The sequence below is a fragment of the Pantoea sp. S18 genome, assembly GCF_045689705.1.
GTDB classification, from domain to species: domain Bacteria; phylum Pseudomonadota; class Gammaproteobacteria; order Enterobacterales; family Enterobacteriaceae; genus Pantoea; species Pantoea symbiotica.
Genome location: NZ_CP142688.1, coordinates 59041 through 76206, shown reverse-complemented (window position 1 = coordinate 76206; position 17166 = coordinate 59041). Strand labels below are relative to the sequence as shown.

At 58.8% G+C, this 17166-nt stretch carries 16 protein-coding genes; 14 read left to right on the top strand and 2 right to left on the bottom strand.

Annotation, left to right across the window (positions count from 1 at the left end; genetic code table 11):
• The first annotated feature begins 6 nt into the window (after positions 1–6).
• The 5 genes from VIJ98_RS00365 to VIJ98_RS00345 all read left to right on the top strand — a co-directional run bounded on the left by VIJ98_RS00365 (position 7) and on the right by VIJ98_RS00345 (position 4526).
• Positions 7–618: a glutathione S-transferase gene (locus VIJ98_RS00365; RefSeq protein ID WP_323271849.1), complete on the top strand. Its 612-nt coding sequence runs from the start codon at positions 7–9 to the stop codon at positions 616–618.
• A gap of 8 nt (positions 619–626) precedes the next feature.
• Complete coding sequence (gene selA / locus VIJ98_RS00360) at positions 627–2006, top strand: L-seryl-tRNA(Sec) selenium transferase (RefSeq protein ID WP_323271848.1); 1380 nt, start codon at positions 627–629, stop codon at positions 2004–2006.
• On the top strand, positions 2003–3856 hold the full coding sequence (gene selB, locus VIJ98_RS00355) for a selenocysteine-specific translation elongation factor (RefSeq protein ID WP_323271847.1): 1854 nt from the start codon (positions 2003–2005) through the stop codon (positions 3854–3856). The genes selA and selB overlap by 4 nt, the downstream gene beginning before the upstream one ends.
• 111 nt (positions 3857–3967) lie before the next feature.
• Positions 3968–4255, top strand: a complete 288-nt coding sequence (locus VIJ98_RS00350) for a type II toxin-antitoxin system ParD family antitoxin (protein WP_154156978.1) — start codon at positions 3968–3970, stop codon at positions 4253–4255.
• The gene (locus tag VIJ98_RS00345; protein ID WP_258144274.1) at positions 4239–4526 is read left to right on the top strand and encodes a type II toxin-antitoxin system RelE/ParE family toxin; all 288 of its coding nucleotides are present in this window, start codon (positions 4239–4241) and stop codon (positions 4524–4526) included. Before VIJ98_RS00350 ends, VIJ98_RS00345 begins: the two co-directional genes overlap by 17 nt.
• Before the next feature lie 67 nt (positions 4527–4593).
• On the opposite strand, the gene glyS is transcribed toward VIJ98_RS00345, so the two are convergent.
• Both glyS and glyQ read right to left on the bottom strand, forming a co-directional pair.
• On the bottom strand, positions 4594–6663 hold the full coding sequence (gene glyS / locus VIJ98_RS00340; RefSeq protein WP_323271846.1) for a glycine--tRNA ligase subunit beta: 2070 nt from the start codon (positions 6661–6663) through the stop codon (positions 4594–4596).
• Positions 6664–6672: 9 nt separating this feature from the next.
• Positions 6673–7584 (bottom strand): glycine--tRNA ligase subunit alpha, encoded by a 912-nt coding sequence (glyQ, locus tag VIJ98_RS00335; RefSeq protein WP_008105242.1) that lies wholly within the window; start codon positions 7582–7584, stop codon positions 6673–6675.
• Positions 7585–7931: 347 nt separating this feature from the next.
• Here glyQ and VIJ98_RS00330 point away from each other — a divergent pair, with 347 nt between their 5' ends.
• From VIJ98_RS00330 to VIJ98_RS00290, 9 genes are all read left to right on the top strand, one after another.
• Positions 7932–8324, top strand: coding sequence for a RidA family protein (locus VIJ98_RS00330; RefSeq protein ID WP_323271845.1), 393 nt, complete (start codon positions 7932–7934; stop codon positions 8322–8324).
• Complete coding sequence (locus VIJ98_RS00325; protein WP_323271844.1) at positions 8324–9295, top strand: D-2-hydroxyacid dehydrogenase; 972 nt, start codon at positions 8324–8326, stop codon at positions 9293–9295. The genes VIJ98_RS00330 and VIJ98_RS00325 overlap by 1 nt, the downstream gene beginning before the upstream one ends.
• A gap of 117 nt (positions 9296–9412) precedes the next feature.
• The gene (locus tag VIJ98_RS00320; protein WP_179452880.1) at positions 9413–10309 is read left to right on the top strand and encodes a transporter substrate-binding domain-containing protein; all 897 of its coding nucleotides are present in this window, start codon (positions 9413–9415) and stop codon (positions 10307–10309) included.
• 55 nt (positions 10310–10364) lie between these two features.
• Positions 10365–11894 (top strand): amino acid ABC transporter permease/ATP-binding protein, encoded by a 1530-nt coding sequence (locus tag VIJ98_RS00315; protein ID WP_323271843.1) that lies wholly within the window; start codon positions 10365–10367, stop codon positions 11892–11894.
• Complete coding sequence (locus VIJ98_RS00310; protein WP_323271842.1) at positions 11878–12921, top strand: alpha-hydroxy acid oxidase; 1044 nt, start codon at positions 11878–11880, stop codon at positions 12919–12921. Before VIJ98_RS00315 ends, VIJ98_RS00310 begins: the two co-directional genes overlap by 17 nt.
• The gene (locus tag VIJ98_RS00305; RefSeq protein WP_323271841.1) at positions 12921–13844 is read left to right on the top strand and encodes an ABC transporter substrate-binding protein; all 924 of its coding nucleotides are present in this window, start codon (positions 12921–12923) and stop codon (positions 13842–13844) included. The genes VIJ98_RS00310 and VIJ98_RS00305 overlap by 1 nt, the downstream gene beginning before the upstream one ends.
• A complete protein-coding gene (locus VIJ98_RS00300; protein WP_323271840.1) occupies positions 13844–15220 on the top strand; it encodes an amidohydrolase family protein in 1377 nt (458 codons plus the stop codon). Before VIJ98_RS00305 ends, VIJ98_RS00300 begins: the two co-directional genes overlap by 1 nt.
• A gap of 14 nt (positions 15221–15234) precedes the next feature.
• Positions 15235–15996 carry a GntR family transcriptional regulator gene (locus VIJ98_RS00295; protein ID WP_008105250.1) on the top strand — a complete coding sequence of 254 codons (762 nt, stop codon included), beginning with the start codon at positions 15235–15237 and terminating at the stop codon, positions 15994–15996.
• A 32-nt stretch (positions 15997–16028) separates the two neighbouring features.
• Positions 16029–17144: a mandelate racemase/muconate lactonizing enzyme family protein gene (locus VIJ98_RS00290; RefSeq protein ID WP_323271839.1), complete on the top strand. Its 1116-nt coding sequence runs from the start codon at positions 16029–16031 to the stop codon at positions 17142–17144.
• The last annotated feature ends 22 nt before the right edge of the window (positions 17145–17166 follow it).

Below are 17166 nucleotides of genomic sequence, written 5' to 3'. Positions count from 1 at the left end.
CGAACGATGAAACTGATTGGCAGCTACACCAGCCCTTTTGTACGCAAAATTTCAGTCATTCTGTTGGAAAAAGGCCTGGTTTTCGAATTCGTTAATCAATCTCCGTGGACCGATGACAGCGATGTCCCGCAGTACAATCCGCTGGGCAAAGTGCCGGCGCTGATTGATGACAATCAGCTCACCTGGTTCGACTCCTCAATCATCGCGCAGGTGATTGAACTGCGCGGCGATGCGCCTGCGCTGCTGCCTGATGATGCACTGCACGCGTTGCAAATCCGTCAGCTGGAAAAACTCGCCGACGGCATCAATGACGCTGCGGTGATGATCGTGCGCGAGCAGATGCGTCCCGGCGATCAGCAATCCGAAGAGGTGCTGCTGCGCAATCGTGCCAAAATTCAGCGCGGCCTTGATGCGCTGGAAACCGCCGCCGCACAGGGCGAATGGCTCAATAGCGGCACGCTGAATCTGGCCGATATCGCCACCGGCTGCATGATTGGTTACCTGAATTTCCGCCGCGTGCTGCCCAACTGGTGCGTGAATCGTCCGGCGCTGGTGAAGCTGGCCGAAAACCTGTTTGCGCGCGAAAGCTTTGCCCGCACCGTTCCGCCCACTCTCTAAGTCACCTGATGAAAACCCTTTACAGTCAATTGCCTGCGATCGACAGCCTGCTGCGCGATCCCGCGCTGCAGCCGCTGCTTGCGCATCACGGTGCCGCCTTTGCCACGCGCCAGCTGCGCAGCATGCAGCAGGAAGCGCGCGAACATATTCAGCAGCATCAAACCTTGCCGGAATGGCACGAGAACTGGCCGGATGAAGCGCTGCGCCGCAGCCAGCAACAGCAGCAAAGTGCGCTGCGTCCGGTGTTCAATCTTACCGGCACCGTGCTGCACACCAATCTCGGCCGCGCGCAGCTGAGCGATCGCGCCATCGACGCGGTGGTTAACTGCTTGCGTCAGCCGGTCACGCTGGAATATGCGCTGGATGATGCGGCGCGCGGCCATCGCGATCGCGCCGTCAGCGCGCTGCTGTGCGAGTTAACCGGCGCGGAAGCGGCCTGTATCGTCAACAACAACGCCGCCGCCGTATTACTGATGTTGGCTGCTTTAGCACCGGGACGCGAAGTGATTGTCTCGCGTGGCGAGCTGGTGGAAATTGGCGGTGCCTTTCGCATTCCCGATGTAATGCGTCAGGCGGGCTGCAAGCTGGTGGAAGTCGGCACCACCAACCGCACGCACCTGAAAGATTATCGTGCCGCCATCGCGGAAAACAGCGGCCTGCTGATGAAGGTGCACACCAGCAATTATCAGATCCAGGGCTTTACCCATGCAGTAACGGAAGCGGAGTTAGTTGAGCTGGGTGACGCTTATCAACTGCCGGTGATCACCGATCTTGGCAGCGGTTCGCTGGTCGACATGACCGAATTTGGTCTGCCGGCTGAACCGATGCCGCAGCAGCTGATCGCCGCAGGCGTCAGTCTGGTGAGCTTCTCCGGCGACAAACTGCTCGGCGGTCCGCAGGCCGGCATTATCGTCGGCAAGCAGGCGCTGATTGATCAGCTACAGTCACATCCACTGAAACGCGCGCTGCGCGTCGATAAAATGACGCTCGCGGCGCTGGAAGCCACCCTGCAACTCTATCGCCAGCCGGACACGCTGCGCGAAGCCCTGCCGACGCTGCGGCTGCTGACGCGTTCATCGCACGATATTCTGCAGCAGGCCGAGCGATTGATGCCCGCATTACAACAGGCTTATGGTGAAGAATTTTCGCTGGCGATCGCGCCCTGTTCTTCGCAAATCGGCAGCGGATCGCTACCGGTTGAGCGTATTGCCAGTTTCGCCATCACCTTCACGCCACGCGATGGTCGCGGCAGCCAGCTTGCCAATTTGTCACAGCGCTGGCGCAGCTTAGCGCGCCCGGTGATTGGCCGCATTCAGGAAGGCAAACTGTGGCTGGATTTACGCTGCCTTGATGATGAAAGCGCGCTGATTGAGGCCATAGCGCCATGATTATTGCCACCGCTGGACACGTCGATCACGGCAAAACCGCGCTGCTACAGGCATTAACCGGCGTTGATGCCGATCGCCTGCCCGAAGAGAAACGGCGCGGCATGACCATCGATCTCGGCTACGCCTATTGGCCGCAGCAGGACGGGCGCGTGCTCGGCTTTATTGATGTGCCGGGCCACGAGAAATTTCTCGCCAATATGCTGGCAGGCATTGGCGGTATTCATCATGCGCTGCTGGTGGTGGCCTGCGACGATGGCGTAATGCCGCAAACCCGTGAACATCTGCAGCTGCTGAGTTTGGCCGGACAGCCGCCGCTCAGCGTGGCGCTGACCAAAGCCGATCGCGTGGATGAGGCGCGCATCGCGGAAGTCCAGCTGCAGGTGGCGCAACTCACGCAGCAACTCGGCTGGCTGGCGGTACCGCAATTTGTTACCAGCAGCCACACGCAGCAAGGCATTGACGCGCTGCGACAGCATCTCAGCACGCTGGCGGAACCGGCGTTCGACCCGCGTTACCGTTTTCGTCTCGCCATCGATCGCGCCTTCACGCTGAAAGGTACTGGATTGGTGGTCACCGGCACCGCGCTGACGGGTGAAGTGAACGTCGGTGATACCCTTTGGCTCAGCAGCCTGAATCAGCCGCTGCGCGTGCGTGCGCTGCATGCGCAGAACCAATCGGTGACCCGCGCGCAGGCCGGTGAGCGTATTGCATTAAATATCGTTGGCGATGTGGAAAAAGCGCAGATCGCGCGCGGCGACTGGCTGCTGTCACAGGCAAAAGCGGAAGGCACCACGCGCTTAACCGTGGCGCTGCGCTTGCTGCAGCCACTGAAAAGCGCATCGCAGCCGATTCATATCCACCACGCCGCCAGCCACGTCACCGGACGCATCACGCTGCTGGCGGATGATGTCGCGGAAATAGTCCTGAACGAACCGCTGTGGCTGGCGGAGAACGATCGGCTGATTATCCGCGACAGCAATGCACAGCACACGCTGGGCGGCGCGCGCGTGCTGCTGCTCAACAGTAAAAAGCGCGGCAAACGTCAGGCGGAGTATCTTGCCTGGCTGCAGCAGTTGGCCGCCGCACAAGATGATGACGCCAGCCTGCAGGCGCATCTGGCGTATCAACCCACAGAATTACGCGATCTGGCATGGGCGCGTCAGCTTACCGAGCCCGCGCTGGATGCACTGATTGAGAACACAGCGCCAATACAGCTCGGTAATGCGCTGATGAGCGCTGCGCAGGCGGCACTTTGGCAGCAAAAGCTGCTGGAATCGCTGGCGCATTTTCATCAGCAGCATCCCGAAGTGCCGGGCATCGGTCACGACCGTTTGCGTCGCGTGGCAATGCCGCATCAGCCTGCCGAATGGGTGCTAGCACTGATTGATCAGCTGCTGGCGCAAGGCCAGCTGCAACAGCGTCAAGGCTGGCTGCATCTGCCCGATTTCGAACCGCGCTTTAACCCGCAGGAAGAAGTACTTTGGCAGCAGGTCGGCCCGCTGTTTGGCGATCAGCCGCTGTGGGTGCGCGATATCGCGCTGGCGCTACAGCAGGAAGAACAGGCAATTCGATCGCTGCTGCTTACTGCCGCACGGCTCGGACACATCACCGCGATCGTGCGCGATCGCTACTATCGCAGCGACCAGATCCAGATCTTCGCCGATCTGATTCGCCAACGCGCCGCGCAAGATGGCAGCACCAGCGCCGCCGACTTCCGCAACCAGCTGGGCACCGGGCGCAAAGTGGCGATACAGATTCTGGAATTCTTCGACCGCAGCGGCTTCACCCGCCGCCGTGGTAACGATCATCTGCTGCGCGACGCACGCCTGTTTCCCGCCTCATCTGCATAAAATCTCTCGCGTTGCCTCGCAGTTCGGCTTGTAACTGCGCTGCAACGCACATTCCCAGTTGTGCAAAAAAGTGCCAGAATGTAAGAAATACTCTTACATTGGATGGCGATGATGGCACGTACCATGACGATCGATTTAGGCGATGAACTGCGCGAGTTTGTTGAATCTCTGGTTGAGTCCGGCGACTACCGTACGCAAAGCGAAGTGGTGCGCGACTCGCTACGCTTGCTGCGGGAGAAACAGGCGGAATCGAAGCTGGAGAATTTAAAAAAACTGATTCAACAAGGGCTGGATAGCGGCGTGGCTGAAGATTGGAACATTGACGATTTTCTTAAAAGAATGAGAGCCAGGGTAGGCATTGATGAAAAGGATGATCAAGATAATGAAGGAAGCCGATGAAGATTTAGAGTCGATCTGGTTCTACGGCTATTGGAACTTCGGCAGCAAAAAAGCGAAGCAATATGTGCTCATGCTGCATCAGCGTTTTAGTCAGCTGGCCACAAATGAGTTAGGCCGTAAGCGCCCAGAGTTGGGCAAAAATGTATTTGCACTACCGCACCGGGAACATGTCATTTATTACCGCTCGGAAGTTGAAAAGGTATTTATTGTGCGTGTGCTGCATCATTCGCAAGACGCTTTAGTTCATTTTCCTCAGCTTCACTGGCTTTAAAACAACAAGGGGACGATTTCTCGTCCCCTTTGTTTCGTAGGGTCGCCATTCATGGCGACCAGGCCAACTACTGCAGCAGCGAAATATCTGCAACCTGCAGGAACAGCTGACGCAGCTGCGCCAGCAGCGTTAGACGGTTAATACGCACCGCCTGATCGTCAGCGTTCACCATCACTTTATCGAAGAAGTTATCCACCGCTTCACGCAGCTGTGCCAGTTCAACCAGCGCATCCTGATAGCGACCTTCTGCAAAGTACGGCTGCAGCTTATCGCCCAGCGCGGTCACGAAGGTCGCCAGTTGGATCTCTTCGTTCTCTTTCAGCAGGGAAGCCTGCACGCTGTCATTCAGGGTTTCAGTCGATTTCGCCAAGATGTTCGACACACGTTTGTTGGCAGCGGCCAGCGTGGCGGCAGCTTCCAGCGTACGGAAGTGCGAAACCGCCTTCATGCGCGCATCGAAATCAGCCGGACGGGTTGGACGACGCGCCAATACCGCCTGAATGGTGTCAACGCTGTGGCCCTCTTCCTGATACCAGGTACGGAAACGGCCCAGCATAAAGTCGATTACTTCATCGACCACTTTGCCGTTGCTCAGCTTGCTGCCGTAAAGGCGCACCGCTTCTTCGGTCAGCGTTTGCAGATCGAGCGGCAGGTTTTTCTCAACGATGATGCGCAGCACGCCCAGCGCGGCACGGCGCAGCGCGAACGGATCTTTGTCGCCTTTCGGATGCTGACCGATGCCAAAGATACCCGCAAGGGTGTCCATTTTGTCGGCAATCGCTACGGCACACGCCACAGGATTTGACGGCAGATCGTCACCGGCAAAGCGCGGCTGATACTGCTCATTCAGCGCCACAGCCACATCTTCCGCTTCGCCATCGTGGCGCGCGTAGTGCATGCCCATCACGCCCTGGGTGTCAGTGAACTCGAACACCATGTTGGTCATCAGGTCACATTTCGACAGCAAACCGGCGCGGGTAGCGTGATTCACATCAGCACCAATCTGCGCGGCAATCCAGCCAGCCAGCGCCTGAATACGATCGGTTTTATCACGCAGCGTACCCAGCTCTTTCTGGAACAGGACGGTTTCCAGACGCGGCAGATTATCTTCCAGACGCTTTTTGCGGTCGGTGTTGAAGAAGAACTCGGCATCCGCCAGACGCGGGCGCACTACCTTCTCATTACCGGAAATAATCTGCTGAGGATCTTTGGATTCGATGTTGGTGACGAAGATGAAATTCGGCAGCAGCTTGCCCGCCGCGTCGTACACCGGGAAGTATTTCTGGTCACCTTTCATGGTGTAAACCAGCGCTTCAGCCGGCACCGCGAGGAACTTCTCTTCGAATTTCGCCGTCAATACTACCGGCCATTCCACCAGCGAGGTCACTTCTTCCAGCAGGCTTTCGCTCAGATCGGCGATGCCGCCAATCTTCTGTGCCGCCGCTTCCGCGTCCGCTTTGATTTTGGCTTTACGCGCCGCGTAATCCGCCACCACTTTGCCGCGCTCCAGCAGCAGCTGCGGATATTGATCGGCGTTGTCGATGGTGAATTCTGGCTCGCCCATAAAGCGATGGCCGCGAATCACGCGATCGGACTGAATGCCCAGAATCTTCGCGGGGATCAGCTCGTCGCCCAGCAGCAGCGTAACGGTGTGCACCGGACGCACAAACTGCACGTCGCTCGCGCCCCAGCGCATCAGCTTAGGAATCGGCAGCTTGCTCAGCGCGGTACCAACCATCGCGGGCAGCAGCGCCTGCGCGCTTTCGCCGGTGATGGCGGCGCGATGCACCAGCCATTCACCTTTATCCGTGCTCAGACGTTCCGCCTGAGCAACAGTGATGCCGTTACCACGCGCCCAACCTTCGGCCGCTTTGGTGGCGTTGCCATCGGCATCAAACGCGGCGGCGATTGCCGGGCCACGTTTTTCAACTTCGCGATCGGGCTGCGCGGCAGCCAGCTGGGCCACTTTCAACGCCAGACGACGCGGAGCAGCAAACCAGCTCACTTCGCCGTGCGCCAGACCGGCGCTATCGAGTTCAGCGGTGAAGTGCGCAGCAAAGGCTTCTGCCAGGCTGCGCAGCGCTTTCGGAGGCAACTCTTCGGTGCCAATTTCCACCAGGAAAGTTTTATCGGTCATGGCTGCCTCTTACTTGTTTTTATTGCACATCGGGAAGCCAAGCGCCTCACGGGACGCATAATAGGCTTCCGCCACGGCTTTCGTCAGGGTGCGGATACGTAGGATATAGCGCTGGCGTTCGGTAACCGAAATCGCTTTGCGGGCGTCCAGCAGGTTAAAGCTGTGCGCCGCTTTCAGAATGCGCTCGTAAGCCGGCAGCGGCAGCGGTTTTTCCAGCGCCAGCAGCTGCTGCGCTTCTTTCTCATACTGCTCGAAGCAGGTGAAAAGGAAGTCAACGTCCGCGTATTCGAAGTTGTAGGTCGACTGCTCTACTTCGTTCTGATGGAACACTTCGCCGTAGGTGGTTTTACCGAACGGACCGTCGCTCCACACCAGATCGTAAACGCTGTCTACGCCCTGAATGTACATCGCCAGGCGCTCTAAGCCGTACGTAATCTCGCCGGTTACCGGCTTGCACTCCAGGCCGCCAACCTGCTGGAAGTAAGTGAACTGCGTCACTTCCATGCCGTTCAGCCACACTTCCCAACCGAGTCCCCACGCGCCGAGCGTTGGGTTTTCCCAGTTGTCTTCGACAAAGCGAATGTCGTGGATGGTGGGATCCATACCCAGCTCTTTCAGCGACCCAAGGTACAGCTCCTGAAGGTTGTCCGGGTTAGGCTTAATCACCACCTGGAACTGGTAATAGTGCTGTAAACGGTTCGGGTTTTCACCGTAACGTCCATCGGTCGGACGACGAGATGGCTGCACGTAAGCAGTCGCCATCGGCTCTGGGCCTAAGGCACGCAGGCAGGTCATCGGGTGTGAGGTGCCGGCGCCCACTTCCATGTCCAACGGTTGGACAATGGTGCAGCCTTGACGCGCCCAGTAATCCTGCAAGGTCAGGATCAGGCCCTGAAAGGTCTTGGTATCAAACTTTTGCATGTTGAATTCGCACGCGATACGGATCGGTTAAAAAAAGAGTGCGCCAGTATACCCTTTGACCGCAGATTGTGCAGCCGGAAATCCAGGCCAGCGCGCAGGCGATTGCAGCAGGGTTTTGCGGGTAAAAACAGAACAATAAGAAAATCGTATACGATTCGCACCAGCCGCCATCACTTTCAACAAAAACCTCATTAAAACCTTAAATTTCATCATATTGATTGATATATCAGCAAATCCTATTACGTGATACACATCACCTTTTTGACCCGATGGTTAAAAATCGCACATTGACACTCGTATAATCGTATACGAAATTGCGGTGAAACAGTTTTGCTTGAGATTTCACCATGAAGATTGCGTTGAGTTATCCCGGAATGAACGCCAGCGACCGCCCAATGGGGCCTGCGCCGCTCTCTGCCGCCGTGCTGCACGAACCGATGTTGCTTATTTCCGGCCAGGTGGCGATTGATCCCTACAGCGGCGAGATTATTGGCAACGACATCGCCAGCCAGACGCGTCAGGTGCTGAAAAACGTCGGCGATCTGCTGAGCGAAGCGAACATGACCTTCGACAACGTAGTCCGCGTCACCATTTATCTCACCGATCTCAGCACCTTCAGCGCGATGAACGACGCTTACAGTGAATTCTTCCAGTTCCCTTTCCCGGCGCGCGCCACCGTGGGTATTCAACTCAACCATCCTGACCTGCTGGTCGAGATGGAAGTGACGGCGATGCGCTGATGCACATTCATATCGAGAACGACGCCAGCGCGCCGCGCGCACTCCATCTCTCTGCTGAGCAACTGCAACTGCAGCTCGACGCGCATCCGCCTTTGCGCAGCCACTTCACGCTGAGCGAAAACAGCGATGCGGCGCAGACCGCCGACTTCCTCGCCCGCTGCGACATTCTGTGGAGCGGCCGCAAGCTGGCACTCGATCAGTTCAGCACGCCGCGCTTGAGCTGGGTGCAGGTGATGTCGGCGGGTGTTGAACAGTGGCTGGCGCACTGGCCGCAAGGCGTGACGCTCACCAATGCCTCTGGCGTACATGGCGATAAAGGGGCCGAGTTCATTTTGATGGCGGCGCTGATGTTCAACTTCGGCATTCCCGGTTTTCTGCAGGATCAGGCGCAGCGTGTCTGGCGTCCGACCTTTGGCGGCTGCGCACGCGGCAAAACCGTGCTGCTGCTGGGCGTTGGCGGGATTGGCACAGCGGCGGCAAAACTGCTGACGGCACAAGGCTATCGCGTGATTGGCGTGACGCGCAGCGGCCAGTGTGATGCCAACGTGGCGCGCTGCATCCGCATTGACGCGCTCGACGATGTGCTGCCGCAGGTGGATGTGGTGGTGTCGACGCTGCCGCTGACGCCACAAACCCACAACCTGTTTGATCGCCGCCGCCTCGATCTGCTGCCCGTACGCGCGGGCATCGTGATTGTTGGCCGCGCCGATGTGTTTGATTACAGCGCGATGCGCGAAAAACTCAACGCAGGCGAACTGGCTGGCGCAGTGCTGGATGTCTATCCGCAAGAGCCGTTACCTGTCGACGACCCGCTGTGGCACACGCCCGGCGTGGTAATGACGCCGCACTGCAGCCTCGACGATCACAGCGCCTACCTCGCCGGATGCCTTGAGGTGTTTATCGATAACCTGGCGCGTTTCCGCCACGGGCAACCGCTGCGTAATCAGGTTGATCCGGCTCGCGGTTATTAACCTCCGAAATTTCCGTAGGGTCGCCATTCATGGCGACCATCTAAAAAAAGCACCAAAGACGTTCATAAATCACAAGGTCATCGCTTTCTCATTCACCAGCATCAGGGGAACCTTATTATGAAATTTGCACGCACTGCTTTGTTAATCTCTGGTCTCAGCGGCAGCTTACTGGCGGGCCTCTCCAGCGCCCACGCAGCCAGCACCGATCCCATCACGCCTACCGCCAGCGACTTCGCGGCGATGGCGCAGTGCAAAACACTGCAAACCAAATATCCGTCGCTGAAAGGCAAAGATCTGGTGGTTGGCCTCGGCGGCTACACCAAAGGCTTTGAAGCGCCATCGGAAAAAGATCCCAGCATCATTGAAGGTCTCGATCCTTCACTGTTCGAGCGCATCAGCAGCTGCCTCGGCGCAAAACACAGCTACCAAAGCGGCTCGTTCAACGTGCTGCTCACCTCAATCTCCAGCGGACGCGCCGATATCGGCCCGATGCTGTACGTCACCGAAGAACGCATGAAGCAGATCGCCTTCGTCGCCTCGATGCAGGTGCAAGACGGCTCAGTGCTGGCGCAAGGCAACCCTAAAAAAATCAACAGCGTCGATGATCTGTGTGGCAAAACCGTCGCCGCCGCAGCGGGTTCTTACGAAGCCAACAAACTGGTGCCGGAGCAAAGCGCCAAATGCAGCGCCGCCGGTAAGCCAGAAGTGAGCATGCTGATGGTGCAGAACACCGACAACAGCATTCAGGCGGTGAAAAGCGGTCGCGCGGACGTCTATCTGACCGAAGCCGGTTCAGCCATTGCCATCGCCAAAGCCGACAAATCGCTGCAAAGCGGCTTCACCGTAGATCTGCCAATCATGGTTGGCTTCCCGATCGCCAAAGACAACGCCACGCTGCGCGCGGCGGTACTGGACGCGATGAAGGTGATTCAGGAGAGCGGCGCACAGAAAAAACTGCTGGATTACTGGGGCCAGGGCAGCGCTGCCGAACGTCCGGTGGTTGCGCGTGGTTAATGCATAAACTCAGCCGCCTCGGTGACTAAACCGAGGCGTTGAGGAGGATAACGCCTTGGATGATTTTCTTAAGTACCTGACGTTCCCATATTTGTGGGAAGGCGCTGTTATCGCCGTGCAGCTGTTAGTTGGCGCGCTGGCGGGCGGCATTCTGATTGGCTTTTTCCTGGCGTTAGCCAGCAGCTCAAAGCACTGGTTTATTCGCGTGCCGGTGAAAATCTACATCTATACGCTGCGCGGCACGCCGGTGCTGCTGCAGCTAATTCTGCTGTACAACGTGCTGCCGGAATTTGGCCTGCGTTTGAGCCCGTTCACCAGCGCCCTTGTCGCCCTGATGATCAATGAAACCGCCTTCTGCGCCGAAATCATTCGCGGCGGCATTATGGCGACCGATCGCGACCAAAGCATGGCAGCGCAGGCGTTCGGTTACTCGCGCAGCAAAGAGATGATTCACGTGGTGATCCCGCAGGCGCTGCGCGCCATTCTGCCTACCATGGGCAATGAAACCGTTGGGCTGCTGAAATCCACCTCGCTGGCTTCGGTGGTGGGCGTCAATGAGCTGACGATGCGCGGCCAGGCGATTGTGTCGCAAAACTTCCTATTTATTCCGGTGCTGGTCGCCTCGGGCGGCATCTACCTGATTCTTTCCACGCTGCTGGCGGGCGGTCAGTGGTGGCTGGAGAAGTTCTACAACCTTGATGAACGTGCGCGTCGGGCACGCGCGCGGCTGGCGAAACTGCCGCCAGAAGCGGAAGTGATGCCGATGCAGCTACCGAAACGGCGCTGGGATACGCAAACTGCCGCGCCGGTGCTGGAAGTGGATCAGCTGTGCGTTGAATACGCTGGTAAAGCGGTGCTGAAATCGCTGTCGTTAACCGTACGTCGCGGCGAAGTGGTGGTGTTGCTCGGTCGCTCCGGTTCGGGCAAAAGTACGCTGCTGAAATCGATTCTGGCGCTGACGCCACGCAGCAGCGGCACCATTCAAACCGAAGGCCACTTTATGGGCAGCGACGAAAACGGTCGTGCGCTGGCGCAGCGTCATCTGCCGCTGAACCGCGCCAAATCAGGCATTGGCATCGTGTTCCAGCACTTCGCGTTGTTCGATCACCTCACCGCGCTGGAAAATGTGATGAGCATTCTGCTGCGCGTACAGGGCGCACAGCCGGAAATCGCGCGCGGCAAAGCGATGCGCGCGTTGAAAATGGTAGGACTCGGAGATTTCGCCGCCTCGCTGCCGCATGAACTTTCTGGCGGACAGAAGCAGCGCGTCGGCATTGCGCGTGCGCTGGCGGCAGAACCGCAAATCCTGCTGTTTGATGAGCCGACTTCCGCGCTCGATCCGGAGCTGGTGCGCGAAGTGAACCAAACCATGCGCAGCCTGGCGCAAACCGGCATCACCATGATCATCAGCACCCACGACATCGCATTTGCGGCGGGCGTTGCCGATCGCGTGGTGTTCCTGCAGAACGGCGCGCTGATTGAAGAAGGCCCGCCGACAATTCTGCAAAATCCGCAAACGCCAGCGTTTGCCACCTTCCTTGAACATGAAAATGCTGTGGAGGCGCAACATGCCAATGCGCTTTGAACTCACGGCACGCGAACGCCTCGGCGATGCGTTGTTCCGCTATATGCAGGGCCAACCGGCCGATGCGCTAGATAACGAACCCGATGCCAATCAGCAGGCGCTGCGCCGCTTTCGTCTGTTACCGCGCGTGCTGCAGGGCAATGAAAGCATCGACACGCAGATTTCTCTGCACCAGCAAAACTGGTCCGCGCCGATTGGCGTCGGCGCATTTGCCGGTGACCGTATTTTCCACGAAGAAGGTGTCCTGCCGATTGCGCGCGCCTGCAAACGTCTGCAGCTGCCGCTGGTGATCTCCGAAGAGACCGTCACGCCGCTAGAGCAAATTGGTGCGGAGTACGATCGCTGCTGGCTGCAACTGCGTGCGGCGGGCGATGTTGGCCGCATCAAAGAATTAATCGATCAGGCTGCGCAGGCCGGATTTAAAAATATCGTGCTAACGGTGCTGGCACCGGTACATCCGGTGGCGGGATTACAGCCCGGCGGCTTCTCGATTGGCGATGCGTTAAAACAACGCGGCTGGCACACCATCGGCGGCACGCAGCCGGGCGTTGAGCCACTGCCGGCTTTTCCGGTGTGGCGCTGGCAGGAAATTGATGAGGTGGCGGCGCACTGCGCCAATTATCAACTGCCATTGTGGCTAAAAGGCGTTTTGCATCATGACGATGCGGCGCAGGCCGCGCAGCACGGCGTCAGCGGTTTGATTGCCTCGAACATTGGCCTGCGCCAGAGCGCGCGCTGGGCCACGCCAGTCGATCAGCTGCCTGATTTGCAGGCGGTAACGCGTCTGCCGCTGCTGCTGGATGGCGGCGTGCGCTGCGGCAGCGATGCGGTGGTGGCGCGCTGCCTCGGCGCGTCGCTGTCGCTCAGCGTGCGACCAATCATCAGCGCGTTAGTGGCCGGTGGCGAAAGCGCGGTGTTCGATCTGCTGTCCGGCTGGATCAATGAAATCACAGCCATTAGTCACTGGTGCGGCGTCAGCGATATGGCGAGCCTTAACGGCAGTTTCATCACGGAGGTGCGCGGCTAATGCAGACATTGATTTTCAATCAAGGCGATGCCAGCGAATCCCGCATCTATTACTGCGCGCACTATCTGGCGCAAAGCCTTGGCCTGTTTGCCGCGCAGCAGCTGCAGGTGATCTTCACCACCAGCGAATCGGGCGGACACACGGTGCAAGGCGGGCAAGTGCCGGCGGTATTAAGCCGCAACGCCGATCTCACGCTCGGCGGCCCGATGGTGGTGATGAAGCATTTTCAGCAGCATGGCACGGAGCTGCAGTGTTTCTGCGCCTCGGTGGCGGCCAATCCGTGGTTTCTTGCGGCAGCGCAGGCGCAGCCGGATTTTCAGCTCAGCGATCTGCGCGGTAAACGCGTGCTGGATGTCGGCAATGTCGGTACCGCCACCCTGACGTTCCGCTGGCTGCTGGCGCGTCACGGTTTGCAGCATGATGTCGAGTTGATCGCCGGCAGCGGCGACCAGGCGCAGGATTTTGCCGCCGTCGCCCATGGCGCAGCCGATTATGCGCTGCACGCCATGCATATGCTGGCGCCCGCCATCGCCGCCGGACAACTCAACAGCATCAGCAGCCTCGCCAGTTTGTGCGGGCACGTACCCTGGAGCGCCTACATCGCCCGCGCCGATGTGCTGCAGGAGAAAGCCGCTGCCTTCGCCGCCTTCTCCCGCGCCATTGCACAGGCGCTGGCGTGGATGGCGAGCCATGACGCCATTGAGTTAGCGCAACAGGTGCAGGCTTTTTACCCCGATTATCCGCGCGATGCGCTGGTGCGCGGCCTCGCCGCCTATCAACAGGCCGGCGTGTTTGCGCCAGATTGCGTGATTCCGCGCGCCGAATTTGCACATTTCAGCCAGCTGTTAACTGCTATCGGCTGGCTCGACTCTTCACAGCCGGTGCCGTATGCGGCGCTGGTGACGCAGGCAGGAGCAGAGTGATGAAACAGCTGATTATTAATGGTTTGGTGGTGACAGAAACCCGCGCTGAACTGGCCGATCTGCTGATCGAAAACGGCAAGATCAGCGGCGTGTTATCGCCTGGCGCCATCACGCACGGCGTTGATGAAGTGATAGATGCGCGTGGCTTAATCATCGTGCCTGGCGCGATTGATGTGCATACCCATTTCACCGGCTCGCACGATTTCCCCGAGCAGGAACTGCGCGAAGGCACGCGCGGTGCGGCGGCGCACGGCGTCACCACCATCGTCGAGATGCCGCATTCGCTGCCACCGGCGACATCGCTGGCAAATTTCAGCGCCAAGAAAAGCTGGTTGGCTGACAACTGTTCGGTGGATTACGCCATGTGGGCCGGATTAAACGGGCGCAACGTACATGAACTGGCGGCGCTGGATCAGGCCGGTGCGCTGGCTTTCAAAGCCTTCCTGTGCAGCGGCGCGCCCAACGGTGAAGCCACCGATGAGAAAGGTTTGCCGCGTCTCGACGATGACGGTTTGCTGCGTGCCATGCGTGAGTTGGCCACCTTCGACGGGCTGATTGGTGTGCACGCGGAAAACCACGAGATTCTGATCGGTGCCGGTAGCGAACAGCGCCGTGCCGGACGCAAAGATGCACGCGCGCACGCGCTGGCGGGCCCGGAAATCGCCGAGATCGAAGCGGTGGGACGCGTGTTAGCAATTGCCGAAGAGACCGGCGCGCGCTGCCATATCGTGCACGTCAGCTCGGCGCGCGCGGCGGAAACCATCGTCGCCGCCAAAAGCCGTGTGCGCACCAGCTTCGAAACCTGTCCGCACTATTTACTGCTCGACGAAGACGATCTGGTGCGCATCGGCCCCAACGCGCGCTGCGGCCCGCCAATCCGCCCGCGTCCGGTGGTGGATGCGCTGTGGCAGGTGCTGCTGCGTGGCGATATCGACATGATCGCCTCTGACCATTGTCCGTACACGCCCGCACAAAAGCAGGCGGGTGAAGCCAGCATCTGGGATGCAGGCATGGGATTAACCGGTGTGGAAACCCTCAGCCCGATGTTCTTCAGTGCGGCCCACATAGAACGTGGCGTGGCGCTCAGCGAGTTTGCGCGCATGACCGCCAGCGGACCGGCCAAAGCCTTCCAGCTGTGGGGCAAAAAAGGGGCGATTGCGCCTGGCTTCGACGCCGATTTGGTGTTCTACGACGCTAGCCAGAGTTGGACAGTGAGCGGCGCGAATTTTCAGGGACTCGGCAAGTGGAGCGCATTTGAAGGGATGCGCTGTCAGGGTAAAGTGGTGCGCACATTGATTCGTGGCGTCACGGTATTCCAGGATAACCAGATGCAGGTTGAACCCGGCTTCGGTCAGTTCGTGACCCGACAGGTTTAAACAGGACAAATAACATGGCAGGAAAACCTTCTACCGCTAGTCGTAAAAACAGCGCCCCGCTGGCGCAGGACGCGGCCACCGATAACAGCTGGAATACCGCGCGTCCGCGCACGCTGGTCGATCACGCCGTGGATGCCATTCTTAGCGCCGCCTCGCGCGGCCTGATCCTGCCCGGCGACCGCATCGCAGAACCGGAGTTGGTGGCCAAGCTCGGCATGAGCCGCGTGCCGATTCGTGAAGCGCTGCGCATTCTGGAGAGCCAGGGCATCGTCACCAGCGAGCCGTACAAAGGCATTCGCCTGATGGAGATTTCGCATCAGCGGCTGGAGCAGATTATCGATGTGCGCATCCCGCTGGAGACGCTGGCCTGTCGCCGCGCAATTGAGGCCGGACGCAACAGCGCCGAGCAGCTTAATCAGCTGTATCAAGGCGTGGCGCAGATGCAGGCGATGATGCAAAACGACGACGTTTACGGTTTTGCCTCCGCCGATACCGATTTCCACCGCACGCTGTGCAGCTTTGCGCACAACCCGGTGCTGAGCAATTTGTGGGAGTCGATTGCCCGTCAGCTGACGGTGATTTTCGGCCTCTCCACCATGGGCAAATCGATGAGCGACATCATCGAGGAGCACCAACGGCTGATTAATGTCTTTGCCGATGGCGACATCGCCAAAATGACCGACGAGGTTGAGAATCACATCCGCATTCAGGCGCTGGACGTGGATTACGAAACCCTGATTACCCAACGCCGCCAGCACCGTTCTGCTCTCGGCTAATTTCGCATTGCCTTTACACCAGGGAAAACACCATGAAAATCATTAACGTTGAGGCGTTTTACCTGCGCCTGCCAGTGATTGAGCAGCGCACCGACAGCTCTCAGGATGCGCTGCTGATCAAAATCACCACCGATGCCGGCATCACCGGCTGGGGCGAAGTGGATGGCAGTCCGTATGTCACCAAAGCCATCATCGAAGCGCCCTATTCGCACACCATGGTCACCGGCCTGAAGTCGCTGTTGATCGGCGAAAACCCGCTGGAAACCGGCCGTTTGTGGAAGAAGATGCACAAAGCCACTATCTACTACGGCCGCAGCGGCGCGGTTTTGCAGGCGATGGCAGGCATCGATATCGCGTTATGGGATATCAAAGGCAAAGCGCTCGGCAAGCCGATTGTTGAACTGCTGGGCGGCGCGATGCGCGACAAGATGTGCGTTTACTCCTCCAACATGTTCCAGTTCAGCGTGGAAGAGACGGTCGCGCGCGCGCAACATGCGATTGATACCGGCCATAGCGGCGTGAAGTTTGGCTGGGAACCGTTTGGCAACGACGAAGCGCTGGATCTGCGTTATCTCGAGGCGCTGCGTAAAGCGATGGGCGATAACGTGGATCTGATGCTGGATGTCGGCCACGTGTGGGATGCCAAAACCACCATCCGCCGCAGCCAGCGCTATGAACATCTCAATCTGTTCTGGATTGAAGAGCCGCTGCATCCGGATAACTACGCCGGTTACGGCCAGGTTTCCGCCGCGTGCCAGCAGCATATCGCTGCCGGTGAGCAAGAGTGTTCCGTAACGGGTTTCCAGCGCCTGATTGATGAAGGCGGCATCGACATCGTGCAGATCGACCTGACGCGCACCGGCTTTACCCAGGCAATGGAGATCGCCAGCTACGCGCACAGCCGCGGACGCAAAGTGTGCAACCACAACTTCACCACCGACATTAATACCGCCGCCTCGCTGCATTTCCTCTGCGCGATTGAGAATGCGCTGGTGATGGAGTATTGCGTCGAGCCGGGTGAAATCAGCCGCTCGCTGGCGAAGAATCCGGTGCGCATCGCCGACGGTTACGCGTGGCTACCAGGCGAGCCGGGCCTCGGCGTCGAGCCCGACGAAGCGGTGATCGAGAAGTTTTTGGTGCGCGGTTAGCTAGGTCGCCATGAATGGCGCC

Coding starts and splice junctions, on each gene's coding strand:
- VIJ98_RS00365 (WP_323271849.1), top strand. CDS start 7: ATGAAACTGATTGGCAGCTACACCAGCCCTTTTGTACGCAAAATTTCA.
- selA (WP_323271848.1), top strand. CDS start 627: ATGAAAACCCTTTACAGTCAATTGCCTGCGATCGACAGCCTGCTGCGC.
- selB (WP_323271847.1), top strand. CDS start 2,003: ATGATTATTGCCACCGCTGGACACGTCGATCACGGCAAAACCGCGCTG.
- VIJ98_RS00350 (WP_154156978.1), top strand. CDS start 3,968: ATGGCACGTACCATGACGATCGATTTAGGCGATGAACTGCGCGAGTTT.
- VIJ98_RS00345 (WP_258144274.1), top strand. CDS start 4,239: ATGAAGGAAGCCGATGAAGATTTAGAGTCGATCTGGTTCTACGGCTAT.
- glyS (WP_323271846.1), bottom strand. CDS start 6,663: ATGACCGATAAAACTTTCCTGGTGGAAATTGGCACCGAAGAGTTGCCT.
- glyQ (WP_008105242.1), bottom strand. CDS start 7,584: ATGCAAAAGTTTGATACCAAGACCTTTCAGGGCCTGATCCTGACCTTG.
- VIJ98_RS00330 (WP_323271845.1), top strand. CDS start 7,932: ATGAAGATTGCGTTGAGTTATCCCGGAATGAACGCCAGCGACCGCCCA.
- VIJ98_RS00325 (WP_323271844.1), top strand. CDS start 8,324: ATGCACATTCATATCGAGAACGACGCCAGCGCGCCGCGCGCACTCCAT.
- VIJ98_RS00320 (WP_179452880.1), top strand. CDS start 9,413: ATGAAATTTGCACGCACTGCTTTGTTAATCTCTGGTCTCAGCGGCAGC.
- VIJ98_RS00310 (WP_323271842.1), top strand. CDS start 11,878: ATGCCAATGCGCTTTGAACTCACGGCACGCGAACGCCTCGGCGATGCG.
- VIJ98_RS00305 (WP_323271841.1), top strand. CDS start 12,921: ATGCAGACATTGATTTTCAATCAAGGCGATGCCAGCGAATCCCGCATC.
- VIJ98_RS00300 (WP_323271840.1), top strand. CDS start 13,844: ATGAAACAGCTGATTATTAATGGTTTGGTGGTGACAGAAACCCGCGCT.
- VIJ98_RS00295 (WP_008105250.1), top strand. CDS start 15,235: ATGGCAGGAAAACCTTCTACCGCTAGTCGTAAAAACAGCGCCCCGCTG.
- VIJ98_RS00290 (WP_323271839.1), top strand. CDS start 16,029: ATGAAAATCATTAACGTTGAGGCGTTTTACCTGCGCCTGCCAGTGATT.